The sequence below is a fragment of the Mycobacterium kubicae genome (assembly GCF_015689175.1).
Taxonomy (GTDB): Bacteria; Actinomycetota; Actinomycetes; order Mycobacteriales; family Mycobacteriaceae; genus Mycobacterium; species Mycobacterium kubicae.
The window spans coordinates 4,919,227-4,933,004 of sequence record NZ_CP065047.1 but is presented as its reverse complement, the minus strand read 5'-3'; the positions used below and the strand labels follow the sequence as shown (position 1 = coordinate 4,933,004).

Annotated in this window: 8 protein-coding genes and 1 pseudogene; 5 read left to right on the top strand and 4 right to left on the bottom strand. The window is 63.1% G+C overall.

The genetic code is table 11. The features are described 5' to 3' along the window. Positions 1-20: 20 nt before the first annotated feature. From I2456_RS23035 to I2456_RS23025, 3 genes and pseudogenes are all read right to left on the bottom strand, one after another. Positions 21-1,034, bottom strand: a pseudogene (locus I2456_RS23035) (IS256 family transposase); the annotation flags it as partial. Positions 1,035-1,934: 900 nt separating this feature from the next. Then, on the bottom strand, positions 1,935-2,351 hold the full coding sequence (locus tag I2456_RS23030; protein ID WP_007168492.1) for a type II toxin-antitoxin system VapC family toxin: 417 nt from the start codon (positions 2,349-2,351) through the stop codon (positions 1,935-1,937). Beyond that, positions 2,348-2,599: a FitA-like ribbon-helix-helix domain-containing protein gene (locus tag I2456_RS23025; RefSeq protein ID WP_007168493.1), complete on the bottom strand. Its 252-nt coding sequence runs from the start codon at positions 2,597-2,599 to the stop codon at positions 2,348-2,350. The genes I2456_RS23030 and I2456_RS23025 overlap by 4 nt, the downstream gene beginning before the upstream one ends. Positions 2,600-2,713: 114 nt before the next feature. Here I2456_RS23025 and I2456_RS23020 point away from each other — a divergent pair, with 114 nt between their 5' ends. From I2456_RS23020 to I2456_RS23010, 3 genes are all read left to right on the top strand, one after another. Then, positions 2,714-2,956, top strand: coding sequence for a hypothetical protein (locus I2456_RS23020; protein WP_231588680.1), 243 nt, complete (start codon positions 2,714-2,716; stop codon positions 2,954-2,956). A gap of 444 nt (positions 2,957-3,400) precedes the next feature. After that, positions 3,401-3,796: a hypothetical protein gene (locus I2456_RS23015; RefSeq protein ID WP_007168495.1), complete on the top strand. Its 396-nt coding sequence runs from the start codon at positions 3,401-3,403 to the stop codon at positions 3,794-3,796. Then, the gene (locus I2456_RS23010) at positions 3,793-4,464 is read left to right on the top strand and encodes an RES family NAD+ phosphorylase (protein ID WP_007168496.1); all 672 of its coding nucleotides are present in this window, start codon (positions 3,793-3,795) and stop codon (positions 4,462-4,464) included. The genes I2456_RS23015 and I2456_RS23010 overlap by 4 nt, the downstream gene beginning before the upstream one ends. Before the next feature lie 220 nt (positions 4,465-4,684). On the opposite strand, the gene I2456_RS23005 is transcribed toward I2456_RS23010, so the two are convergent. Further along, a complete protein-coding gene (locus I2456_RS23005; protein ID WP_163703902.1) occupies positions 4,685-6,112 on the bottom strand; it encodes a cation:proton antiporter in 1,428 nt (475 codons plus the stop codon). A 276-nt stretch (positions 6,113-6,388) separates the two neighbouring features. On the opposite strand from I2456_RS23005, the gene I2456_RS23000 reads away from it, so the two are divergent. Beyond that, positions 6,389-8,164 (top strand): NAD(P)/FAD-dependent oxidoreductase, encoded by a 1,776-nt coding sequence (locus tag I2456_RS23000; protein ID WP_085075402.1) that lies wholly within the window; start codon positions 6,389-6,391, stop codon positions 8,162-8,164. Positions 8,165-8,264: 100 nt separating this feature from the next. After that, positions 8,265-13,778: a type I polyketide synthase gene (locus I2456_RS22995; RefSeq protein ID WP_085075401.1), complete on the top strand. Its 5,514-nt coding sequence runs from the start codon at positions 8,265-8,267 to the stop codon at positions 13,776-13,778.

The window sequence follows — 13,778 nt, the reverse complement described above, 5'->3', positions numbered from 1 at the left end:
GAGAGCCGGTTAACGGATAGTGGGTTGTTGGACCAGATCTGCCGCCAAATTTGTTTGGGGAAGGCGGTGAAGGCGAGCAGGTCGGCGCGGGCGTCTTCGAGGTGGTCGGCGACCTTGGGGAGCTTGTCGGCCAGTGCGTCGATGATGCGGTCATATTGGGCTGCAACGGAACCGGCGTCAGGTTGATCGAAGACCGAATGCAGTAGTGTGCGTACCCACGGCCACGATGATTTCGGAGTGATGGCCATCAGGTTGGTGGCGTAGTGGGTGCGACACCGTTGCCACGATGCCCCAGGCAGGGTGGCGCCGATCGCGGCCACCAGACCGGCGTGGGCGTCGGAAGTGACCAGACGGACCCCTGATAGGCCGCGGGCGGTCAGCGACCGCAGGAAGGTCAGCCAGCCGGCCCCGTCCTCGGCGGTGGTGACGTCGATGCCCAGGATTTCGCGGTAGCCCTCGGCGTTGACCCCGGTGGCGATCAGCGCGTGCACGTTGACCACCCGGCCTGCTTCGCGAACCTTGAGCACCAGGGCGTCAGCAGCCATGAACGTGTACGGGCCTGCATCCAGTGGCCGGGTCCGGAACGCCTCGACCGCGGCGTCGAGCTCTTTGGCCATCACGCTGACCTGGGACTTCGACAAGCTGGTGATGCCCAGAGTCTCGACGAGTTTGTCCATCCGCCGCGTCGAAACGCCCAGCAGGTAGCAGGTAGCCACCACCGTGGTCAGGGCCCGCTCGGCGCGTTTGCGCCGTTCCAGCAGCCAGTCCGGGAAGTACGAACCTTGCCTTAGCTTGGGAATCGCCAGATCCAATGTGCCTGCGCGGGTGTCAAACTCGCGGTGCCGATACCCGTTGCGGGAATTGGTGCGCTCGCTGCTGCGCTGGCCGTAGCCGGCACCGCACACCGCGTCGGCTTCGGCGCCCATCAGGGCGTGAATGAAGGCGGCCAACAACTCGCGCAGCACATCAGGGTGCGTGGTGGTGAGTCGTTCGGCCAGCACGGCAGACAGGTCGATATCGTGGGCAATGGTCATCGCGTTGATTCCTTTGCTCGAGTGACTTTGGTCGGTCCCTCGAAGAATCACGCGATGACCTTCATTCATCCGGCTACGACACGCCGGTCATCACCGGCTCGTACACCACTCTGCTGGACGCAACTGGGGAGAACTGGCACCGTGACGAATTGACCACCAAGATAGAGTTCAACCTACGCCCATCCGCTTACGATCAGAGATCTTCAGGGTCACCAATGTCCGATAAGGCACCGCGGCACAAGCCTGCAGAACGGATGACAGCGGAACAGCTCCGCCGAGCAGCCGACGCTTGCCGAGACCTCGACGATCCGACGTTGATGGCGAAGGCTTGGGACGAGCCACCGCCGCCCGATATGCAAGCTTCAACAAACACACCGCGTCAATTCGGCCAGCTACAGAATCTCTCAGTTTCCGACACCTTCGATAATCCGCTGCCTGACGTGGAAGTCGCTGCGTGGGAAGCCGATTGTCCCCTTAGGTCCCAGACTCCAACGCGGGCGTCCGCCTTACGAAATGCAACGTCGCAATTGTTACTCAATGGCCGGCGCGCCCTTGAACACCCCGGACTTGTCGTTGGACAGGTGCATTGTGAACGTACCGCGCAGCCAGGGCGTGTTTGGTGTTGTAATAGGAGACTCGTTATGCAGCCGGATCAGCAGATGATAGAAGCACTGGTCAATTTGGCGACGAACGGCGTGCTGGACCGCATCGGCAACCGTGCCAAGCGTGCGCGGAATTGCGGCAGTGGGGACTGCACCCGCACCATCCTGAGCCGGGGAGCCCGTTTGTCGGCGACGACGCCGCTTTTAAGGAGGCGTATCCCTTAGTGCCGGCGGGGGATGCGGCGGTTGTCCGTTATCACTGGATCTGGGGCATTCTCAATGAATCTGGGGCACGACGTCAGTCCCAGGGGTTGACCAGGTCGACGCCCGTTCCGTCGAAGTGGCGAGTATTGCGGGTAGCCACAGTTGCGTGCCGGGACGCGGCGATGCCGGCGATCTGCACATCACGAATTTCCACCGCACGCCCACCTCGTTGTTGGGTGGCGGCGATGGTCCCAGCGGCAAACGCAGCCGTCAGGTCGAAGGATTGCACACGACCATCAAGGTCTTCGTCGAGGAGTTGAGAAAAGATCTCGTCGAGCCGCTTGCGTCGGCGGCTTGGCGTCAAAAGTTCAATACCAGTGCGTATCTCGAATACTGTTACCGATGTCGTCCAGATTGATTCGGTGGGCTGATTATCGAGCCATTCCACGACGGCCGGATCGGGTGTGTCCCGCATCAACGCGGAGAGCACATTGGTGTCCAGCACGATCATGATTCGTTGAACTGTGCCGGCTGGACGGGCTGTCCCCGCAGTTCGGGTATGTCCTCGGTCAGGCCCACGCCTTTGAAGCGTGACGCGATACGAGACCCGAGCCGCCCAGGCGGATTATCGACGTGCCGGACTGCGTTCCGTAAGATCTCGCGCACCTCCTCCTCGGTGCTGCGACCGTGTTGACGGGCTAGTCGCTGCAATTTGGCCTTGGTGTCGTCCTCAAGTTGACGGATGAGAATCTGCGCCACAGAGCGATGCTATCACGATATCGTTCAGATAGTGCGTTGACCTCGCCTTCATTGAGAATGCCCCAGATCCGGTTATAACGGACAGCGGTCACCGAGGAGTGTTTGATTCCGATGATGAGCGCCACGGAGAACCTGTACGCGGCCGCGTTGCTCGTAGATCAACGGACGACGACGAGGAACCTCTACGCGTCGTCCATAATGCAACTATGCCGTTCGGCGATGGAGACATCGGCGCGAACCATCTGGTTGCTCAGCGACCCCGACAGGAACGTACGGCGGGATCAACGGGACGCGGATTCGCTCGTGCCCGAGCGCATGGAGCCGACCATCGCACGGTGGATGAGTCTCTACGCCTAGGTGGCTCGGACGCGCTCGCCGATCTTCTCGTGGTGACGTTCGCGGCTTATCTGTAATCGTGTCACCCGCGACGGCTCGCGCCGCGGGTTGCGCATGGGCCCACTTATGGCTGTTGGAATGGCCACGGATTTGGCCACAGAACACGGTGGAACCGATGCGAACAAGAGGGACGGAGCGTCACAGCGGGAACGGCTGAACCTCGCTGACGTGCAGCTATGAGACCGTGCGCACTGGAGGAGACGGTGACCGGTTAGCTCATACCTTAGAGGTCGAATCGTGGCCAGTGAGCGGCGTCGTTGGCGGCATTTTTGCGCGAACATGCTGATTCAACGGCTCCAACCGCGAACCGTAGGCCAGGCCTGGTGGCTATCAGGTGTAGCTTCAGGGTGTGTTCTCAGGTGTTTATGTGGTAGCGTCTCAGGTAGATCAACGTGGAGGTGCGATATGCCAGTCTTGACCGTCTCTGCGGCGCAGCGGCTTGATGATGAGGCAGCGACGCTTTCGATCCGCGAGATCGCCGCGTATCTGCAAGAGGCCGTCGGCCAGCGCGTCGCGGCGGCGATGGCGGGCTTGGCTGACGCCAAGCAAATCGGCCGCTACGCGCGCAAGGGCGGCCCGGAACCTCACGGCGCGACCGAGCGCCGGTTACGTGAGGGCTACAAGGTCGTCAGGATGCTCGTCGATGCTTACGACGACAAGACGGCGCGGGCGTGGCTGTTTGGCACCAACACGCGCTTGGACGATCGCGCGCCGATCGAGGTGCTCGGTGCGGCGGTCGACACCGCGGAGTTCGCGATGGTTGTCCGGGCTGCACGGCAGGTCGCCAGCTTCCAGTCGTGATCGCGGCGCCCGAGCAGGGGCGAACCCTGTGGCGGGTCGGCTATTACGCTGACCCGCTCGGCTTCACTCCGCTGGAGCTGTACCAGTTCAGTCACCGTTTCGACGACGTCTACCGCCGGTTCCGCACGCTCTATTGTGCTGACTTGGCGGAAACGTGTCTTCGCGAGGTGCTAGCCGACTTCCGGCCGAACCTCGGCGCGCTGCGCCGCCATGTTGAGCGCTACGGACCTGAGGCTGCCCAAGACTTCACTGAGAAGCCGGTCACTGCGCAGTGGCGCATACAGCACGCCCTCGTTCCCACAGTCCTGAAGCTCGATGGCCCCTTGATCGATCTCACCGACGTGCCCACACGCCAGGAGATCGAGGATCGCCACGTCGAACTGCTGCTCGAGCACGACCTGCAGCACCTCGATCTGCGCGAGATCACCACCAGTCGCCGCGCCATCACGCAGACGATCGCCGCGGACCTTTTTGACCGAGGCGCCGGCGCCGTCCGGTTCCCGTCCCGCCTGGACGGCAACGCTTGCGTCGCACTCTTCGAGGGGCGCGGCACCGCGAGCTTGGCCGGAGACCCCATCGCGCTCACCGACCCGCCGCCCGAACCGCTCCTCAACGTCACCACGCCGTGGGGCCTAGTGCTTGAGCCAGCGCCGGTGAAACTGCTCTAGATTGGGATGCGCGCGGTGGTGCCCATCGGACCACACGCAAGCAAATTGGACTGCATCCAGCCTTTCAGTTGCGGTCGATAGTTCAGTTGGCGTCTCTATGAGATCCGCCGGGACCGCCGCGCTCTGTTCGGTAAGCGAAAACCATCGCACTAAGACTTCGCCCAAGTCCGCTTCTACCGACCAAGTAACCCGATCGGCTTGCCACGCAGATTGGGTTATCTCATGGGGCCAACATGGGGCCAACGAGCCAGACCGACTGATCCAACACGTCCGAATGCCGGTTGCGCTTCTGGTCTGACCGGCTGAAACACATTGGTGTAGGCCAGAACTCCGCCTGAAAAGCGGAAGGTCGGCGGTTCGATCCCGCCCCTGGCCACCACGAGATCGTCGAACGTTTTGGTTGCACTTGATCGCTTCCCGACCGGTGCCGGCCGTATACGAATTCGAAAATCGGCGTGGCCATCAGCGTGGTGACAATGGCTACCAACACCAAAATGGTGAACAGCGTCGGGGTGATGATTCCCGCTTCGAGTCCGATATTCAGCAGAATGAGTTCGATCAGACCACGAGCGTTCATCAAAGATCCCAACGCGATCGATTCCCGCAGCGGGACTTTTCGCAATCGCGCAGCCAGGCTGCACGCGACACCTTTTCCTGCAATCGACACGACAAGTATTCCGATTGTCACCGCCCACAGTTTTGGACTGTTCAGTAATCCGATCTGGGTGTTCAACCCGGAATAGACGAAGAACAACGGCAGCAGAAATGTGGTGACCAGCGGTTCGAGGGTAACGGTGACGTGCTCGGCGAAGAAACCGGACGGCATGGCGACACCGAGAATGAAGGCGCCGAAGATGGCGTAGATACCGGTGGTGTCGGTGAACCAGGCGCACGCCATGAGCAAGACGAGGACGGTGCAGAGCATCGAGGGGGTTACGGTGTTGCGGCGTTCCGATATCGTGCCGAGGCCGCGAAATGCCTTTCGTCCCAGCGTGAGCGAGAGCACGGTGTAGACAAGCCCGCCGATTATCGCCGTCGCCGCCACGGTCGGGCTGCCGCGGTGAATGGCCAGGACGGTGGCCAGGATGCACCACGACAGCGCGTCATCGGCGGCACCGCAGGCCAGGGCCAGGGTGCCCAGCGGCGTTCCGGACAATTTCGTCTCGAAGATGATCCGGGCCAGCATGGGGAAAGCGGTCGTTGCGATCGATGCGCCCAGAAACATCATTGCCATCACGAGCGTGACGCTTTTTGTGAAGAAAATTCCGCTGGCCAAGAGCGGGACGGCGATAAGCGCCCCCAGAAGCAGAGGAACCACGATGCCCGCTGCTGAAACGGCGGCGGCAGTGCCGGCACGGTGTTTGATCAAGTTCACATCGAAATTGAGTCCGACGAGAAACATGTACAGCACGAGGCCGATTTGGGCCACCGTGTACAACACGATGTTGGTGTGGCCCGGCGGGAAGAGATGGTGTTGTAAGCCGGGCGCGATGCTGCCCAAAAGGGAAGGACCGAGCAGTACACCGGCAATCATTTCGCCGACGACTTGAGGTTGTCCGAAGCGTTTTGCCACCAGCCCGACCAAACGACAGGTCGCGAGGATGACGGTCAGCTCCAAAAAGAAATGTATGGAAATGGCTGCGGGCACGGCTCAAGTCCTCAACGTCGATGTGATGGTGCCGACTGGCCCGCCGGGCCGGTGCAGCCGCCGGGGGTGACCGCCGCAGGGGTACGAGGCGGCCCTGGGCGTCGGTGGGTGGTCAAGTCTCATCCGGCCCCGCCCTCCCCAGCACTTCTCGCGTCGAATCTTCTGAGCGGAGGCCGCACGCTCGGACTTCGGTCTCCGCTTGCCAGAAGCCCGATTTAGTGTAACTTTCTTAACTATTAAGCAACTTAGCTTATCTCGCGCGTGGGAGGTTGACTTGTGGACGCACGAGCGCAACTGTCGCGCCTGAGCCCGCAAGCGCGGGAGGCTCTGGCGCGGCGAATCAAGACCCACCTGTCCGACGCCGAGAATGCCGCGCCGGACTATGACGTCACCATCGTGGGCGGGGGAGTGGCGGCCCTCACGCTGGCGCGCGAACTTCGCAGCGCACGTCCGCGGACGCGGATTCTGATCGTCGAGCCGACCCCGCACCCGGTGCCCGAGATCACCCACACGGTCGGCGAGTCGACAGTGGAAATCTCCGCGCACTACCTGCGGGACCGCATCGGCCTGGCCGACCATTTGCATACTTCCCAGTTGCGCAAAATGGGGTTGCGAATGTTCTTCTCGCACAACGGGAACGATGACATCGGGCAGCGCGTCGAACTCGGCAGCTCCAGATTCATTCCGCAGGTCACCTACCAGATCGACCGGGGCAGACTGGAGAACGAACTGACTCGACGTTGCCGCAACGACGGTGTCGAATTTGCCGCGGGCCGAGTACGATCCGTCGATTTCGGCACCGGCGGCGCGCACACGATCACCATCCAGACCGGTGACACCACTTCACACAGCACGACCCGGTGGGTGGTTGATGCATCGGGGCGAAACCGGGCGCTACCCCGGCAACTGAACTTGAAGCGGAGCAACGACCACAACTGCAACGCGGTGTGGTTGCGTGTCGCGGCCGAGCTCGACATCGGTCGATGGAGCGACGACGCCGATTGGCAAGAGCGCATCGTCGAAGGCGACCGAGCCATGTCCACCAATCACTTGATGGGTGAAGGGTATTGGGTGTGGTTGATCCGACTGGCCTCGGGATCCACCAGCGTCGGTATCGTCGCCGACCCGCAATTCCACTCGTTCGACCGCTTCAACACCCTTGCCAAAGCGCGGTCGTGGCTTGCAGAGCACGAGCCGCAGTGTGCCGCAACGTTGGCCGAGCACGCGCACCTGATCAAAGACTTCCGGGTGATGAAGAACTACAGTCACAGCGCCACGAAGGTTTACGACGGTCGCCAACGGTGGTGCCTCACCGGGGATTCCGGAGTCTTCTTGGATCCGCTGTACTCCTCGGGACTGGACCTCATCGCGATCGGCAACGGCCTCATCACCGACATGATCACTCGTGACCTCGACGGTCAGGACGTCACCACCAGGTCTGAGATCAACGACTCGCTGTTCCGGTCCCTGACCGACATGTGGCTCGCCGTGTATTGCCACCAATATGCGCTGATGGGATCGCCGGCGGTGATGTCGGCGAAAGTCATCTGGGACATCGCCTTCTACTGGGGGTTCCTGGGCTTCGTCTACAGCAACGGCCGGTTCGTCACTGTCGCCGACGACCCCGAGATCGTGCCGCACCTGGAGGGCTTGATCAAACTCAGCGTCCGCATGCAGAACTTCTTCGGAGAGTGGGCCGCGGTGGACAGCGGGCAGCCCTGCGCGAAGTTCGTTGATCTCTACACCCCATTGAACTTCATGGTGACGCTGCATACCGCGATGATGGGAAAGGCTTCGGACTTCACTGCCCAATTCGACGCCAACGTCCGCTTGCTGCACCAGTTGGCTGGCCAGTTGGTCGACACGGTCTGCACTGAGAAGTCGCGCAGCTTCGCCGATGACCATGTCGTGCGGCAAGTGCAAGCGTGGCAAGCGGACTCCTATCTGCGACAACTTCGGTCGACGTACCGACAAGAACAACCGAACAACCCGATCAGCCAAGAATGGATTGTTCGAACCGCGCCCGCGCTGGCCGTCGGAGATCAGGGGTAGTCGATCGGCCACTCGCGTAGTAAGCGGTACATCACCAACCAACAACCAAGCGGCGGTCTGATGGGCACTCTCGACTGGTCGTGAAGGCAAAGGGACGAACATGCTGACCGAACAACACCATCGCGAGCCGTTGGCGATCGTCGGGATCGGATGTCGCTTTCCGGGGGATGCCAACACCCCGGAAAGTTTCTGGGACCTATTGTGCAGCGGTGTCGACGCCACCAGGGTGGTTCCCGAGAACCGCTGGAACGCGGCCAAATTCCACGACCCCAATCCCGCGAAGGTCGGAAAGATGGTCACCCGTCGCGGCGGGTTCCTCACCGAGATCGACCAATTCGATGCTGCGTTCTTCGGCATCTCCCCACGCGAGGCGAACCTGCTCGACCCACAACAGCGTCTGCTGCTGCTGACCACGTGGGAAGCATTGGAAGACGGGGGAATAGCCGCGGATCACTTGGCCGGGACAGCAGTCGGCGTCTTCGTCGGCGGCTTCACTCTTGACTACCAACTGTTGCAGAACCAGGGCCGCACCAGCCGCTACCAGTTCAAGACCCATTCCGCCACCGGAATGATGATGACGATGCTGGCCAACCGGATCTCGTTTGCATTCGACTTCCGCGGTCCCAGTATGACCGTCGACACGGCCTGCTCCAGTTCTTTGGTCGCCGTTCACCTTGCCGCACAGAGCATCTGGAATGGCGAATGTGAATTGGCGCTTGCCGGCGGCGTCAACATCATGGTGGGGCCCAACACGGCCATCGCCGAATCCAAGAGCGGGTTCCTCAGTCGCGACGGGCGCTGTAAAGCCTTCGACCAGTCCGCGGACGGCTACGCCCGAGGTGAAGGTGGTGCGGTCGTCGTCATCAAGCCCCTCGAGCACGCACTGCGGGACCGCGACGAGATTTACGCGCAAATTCTCGGCACAGCGGTGTCGCAGGACGGCCATACCGGCAGCATCACCGTGCCTAGCGAGCAGGCGCAACAGGCAGCGGTCACCATGGCGCTGCGGCGAGCGGGCGTGAACGCCAACGACATCCGATATGTCGAGGCGCACGGGACCGGAACCCCGGTAGGCGACCCAGTCGAGATGCGCGCTTTGGCCCAGGCGTTGGGGGCCGACCGGCCGGCTTCCGATCCACTGCTGATCGGATCGGTCAAGACCAACATCGGCCACCTCGAAGCGGGCGCGGGGGTGGCTGGACTGATCAAGACGGCGTTGGTGCTCAAACATGGACGAATTCCAGCGAACCTGCATCTACGCAGCAGTCCGGTCCCGCTTTCCGAGCTGAACATCGATATCCCGCGCACCCCTCGCCCGTTCCCCGAGTGCCCGCGGCGCATCGCGGGGGTCAACTCCTTCGGCTTCGGCGGTACCAACGCGCACGTCGTACTCGCCGGGCCCCCGACGCCGAATACCGCCCCGTCCCAACGCGATCAGACCCCCTTGGCCGTGCTGCCGATCTCGGCCCGCAGCGAAGAAGCGCTGGTGGCCACGGCTCGACAGCTGGCCGAGCACCTGAGCGCGCACCCCGATCTCGCCCTGTCGGATCTCGGTTACACACTCACTCAACGACGCTCCCAACTGACCTTCCGCCGCGCTGTGACCGTGCAAAGCGTGGCCGAAGCGCGGGATCAACTGCAGGCACTCGGCTGCGGTGAGCAGAACATCGCCGCCAGCCGTGCCTGTTCTTCGGCGCCCAAGCTCGCGTTCGTCTGTACCGGCATGGGTCCCCAGTGGTGGAAGATGTGCCGAGGACTGCTGGATGTGTATCCGGTGTTCACCCACAGCATGCGCCGGACCGATCGCGAACTATCCCGTCACACCGGTTGGTCGTTGCTCGAGGAACTCTGCGCCGATGAAACCCGCACTCGGATGGGTGAAACGGCCGTAGCGCAGCCGGCGAACTTCGCCATCCAGGTCGCACTGGCCGAGCAGCTCAAACATTTCGGGGTCGAACCCGACGCCGTGATCGGACACAGCGCCGGCGAAGTCGCCGCCCAATATCTCGCCGGTGTCCTCACCTTCGAGGAAGCGACCAGAGTGATCTACCACCGAAGTCGTCTGCAACAACGCACCAGTGGACTGGGTCGCATGCTGGCGGTGGGATGCAACGCCGAATCGTTGCGCCAGACACTCGGCGATGAGGGACTAATCGGGCCGGGGGTATCTATCGCCGCCATCAACAGCCCGTCGGCCTTGACCCTGGCCGGTGACGGTGACCTGCTCGACGGCATCGCCCGCCGGCTGACCGACGCGGGAGTCTTCGCTCGATTCCTCAACGGGAAGGTGCCGTATCACACCCATTACATGGACGCGGTGAAAGACGAGCTGTGCGCAGCGTTGGCGGACCTCCCCGCCGGCAACGCGACGGTTCCGCTGTACTCCACCGTGACCGGCGATCGGCTCGATGAGTACCGGTCCGGCGCCGCCTACTGGTGGCAGAACACCCGCGCCACGGTACTTTTCGAACCCGCGCTGCGGAGCATGCTGGACGACGGCTACACGCACTTCGTCGAGCTGGGTCCGCATCCGGTGCTCGCGGCGTCGATCGCAGAGCTCGCCGCCGACCAGAACGTCGACGCGGTCGTGCTGGCGTCGCAGCGACGCAATGACGACGACGGTCGAACACTGATGAACTGCGTTGGGGCGCTGCATTGTCATGGCTACCCACTCGCATGGGACGCCCTGTACCCCCCGCGCTCGTCTCGGCTTGTCAAGCTTCCGCCGTACTCGTGGCAGTACAAACGCTTCTGGAACGAACCCCAGGAGGCGGCCGAAGACCTGCACTACCAACCGGTGCATCCGCTGCTGGGACAACCGGTGAGCGCAGTGCATCCAACGTGGGAGGCGGAGCTGAGCACCACCGCCGCGCCCTTCCTGATCGATCACCAGGTTCAGGGAAGTGTGCTGCTGCCGGGCGCCGCGTTCATCGAAATCGCCTTGGCGGCGGCCAACGAGGCTTACGGTCGCACCGACTACAGCGTGGACAACCTGGTGCTACGGCGCGCGGTCATTCTCGACCCGACGTGTGATCCCATTCTCCGGACCACCCTCAACCCCGACACCGGCACGCTGGAATTCGCGGCCTTCACCGCGACAGCGAACGGTGATCTCAAATGGACGATCGTGGCGACCGCCGAGCTCAACACGTTGAGGCGGGCAACTGCCGAGATCCCATCGGAGGCCGAACACGGCACATCCAATGACGCTGACGAGTTCTACGCCCGGACCGAAGCGCTCGGGTTCGCCTACGGTGAGGCTTTCCAGACCATCACCGGGATCACGTCAGGACAGGGCTGGGCAACCGCGCAGATCGCCGTGCCCACACCGCTCACCGACGAACTCGACAAGTACCGATTCCACCCGGCCCTCCTGGACGCAGCACTCCAAACCCTGTTCGCCGCACCAGTTTCCGGCGCGGACACCAGCGAGAGTCCCTATCTTCCCACCCGAATTCGGCGCACCGCCATCTACGGTGCGCCCGAGAAGAACATGACCGCTCGCCTGCGTGTCGTCTCGGCCGGCGCAGATGAGATCGAAAGTGACATCACGGTCACGGGTGAGGGCGGCGAACTGCTCGCCGTCTTGACCGGTTTCACGGTGCGATCACTTGCCGCCTCATCGCGGCTGTCCCCTGACCGCCTCGACAAAGATCTCTATGAGCTCGCGTGGGTGGCGACCACCGACGTCGGACACGACCAAGCAGACTGCGCGCCCTTGCCGGAAGGCTTGTCTTGGTTGATCTTCGTCGACGCCACTGGTGTAGGGCCGAGGATCGCCGAGCAGTTGCGCTGCCAGGGCCACCGGGTCCACACCGTCACCCGCCAATCCGCAGGCGCCTTGGCCGAATCCGAAGGTGGGTATGCGGTAGACCCGCAGCAGCCTGACCAGCTACACCAGTTGCTCGCAGCGCACCAGGAGAAGGAAGGCGGCCTGGCGGGTGTGGTCAACTGCTGGCCGCTGGACATCGCCGCCGATGCGGCCGAGACCACCCACCGGATCGGCGTGTTCCCGATCCTGCATCTCGTCAAGGCCCTGGCGCAGGCCGGGGCCGTCGCGCCGCGCCTCTACGTGATCACCGCCAACGCCCAACCGGTGCTCGGCAGCGAAGCGCTTGCCGTTGACCAAGCGGCGATCTGGGGACTGGGCCGGGTCATCGGACATCAGGAATTCGTCAACCAGTGGGGCGCGCTGATCGACATCGACGACGCCGACGAGCCCCACCAGACAGCGGCGCGCGTCTGCGAGCAGCTTCTCGCCAACGGGTCAGAAGACCAGATCGCCCTGCGCGGCGAGGGAACCTTCGTTCCGCGCCTTCGCCCCAGCTCGAATTTGACCAGGCCGTTCCCCACCAAACTCACCCCGGACGCGACGTACGTGGTCACCGGTGGAGCGGGCGCCCTGGGGCGCGCTGTGGCCACCTACCTCGCCGAGCGCGGTGCCCGTCACATCGCACTGCTGAGCCGAACCGCAATCCCGCCGCGGAACGTGTGGGCGCAATTGCGCCACGACGACCCGCGCCACGCAGTCATCGACATGATCCGCAGGGTCGAACACTTCGGCGCTCAAGTTCACACGGCCAGTGTCGACATCACCGACGAGGCGCGGGTGGAAACGTGGTTGAGGGATCACTACCGGGCGGGAGGTAGACCGGTGCGCGGCGTCATCCACGCCGCGGGATCGGTCGACGACCAACTTCTGGTGAACATGAGCGAAAGCAATTTCGCCAAAGTGATGGCGCCCAAGGTCACCGGTACTCGGGTGCTGCACAACGTGTTTCACAAGCACGACTTGGAATTCTTCGTCATGTTCGGGTCGGCGGGCTCAGTCATCGCCTCGCCGGGTCAAGGGAACTACGCCGCCGCCAACGCATTCCTCGACGCCTTCGCGCACTATCGACAGGCCCAGGGCCTGCCGGCGCTCACCATCGGGTGGGGGCCGTGGTCGGTCGGCATGGTCGAGGAGCTCCACCTAGAGCAGGTTTACGCCCAACGGGGGATCGAGCTGATCACGCCGGCCGCCGGCGCTCAGATACTGGATCGCCTGATCAATCAGAAGACCCCGCATGTTATCGCCATCGGCGCCGACTGGGCGCGAGCACGCAGTGTCGGACTCGGTACCCAGCTGCCGCCCATGTTCGCCGAACTCGGAAAGGCCGAGACCGCACTCGCTCAAAGTGATTCGTCTTCGTCGATCCTCGACTTGCTGGCCGGCTGCCCGGAGGAGGACCGGCTCGACGTGGTCACCGACCAGGTGCGGCAGATCGTCGCCGCCGTCTTCGATCTTGCGGCCGACGACATCGGGTGTGACGACAACCTCGACGACATCGGCCTGGACTCGATGATGGCGATGGATTTCCGGGGCCGGGTCAACGCGGGATTCGGAATCGACCTGCCGGTGCTGGAATTGCTGCGCGGCGTAAGTGTCAACTCGTTGGCCGTTCGGATTCTGGCCGAGCTCGAGCCGACCGGGGCGACCGCGGCTGCGGCTCCCGGAGGCCACGGCGAGCCCGACGAGGATGTCGATCGACTCATCGAGGGGCTCTCCGAAGCAGAGTTGCGCGAGCTATTGGCCGCTCTGGAGGCAGATCCGGCACAAAAGACGGGCGGCTGA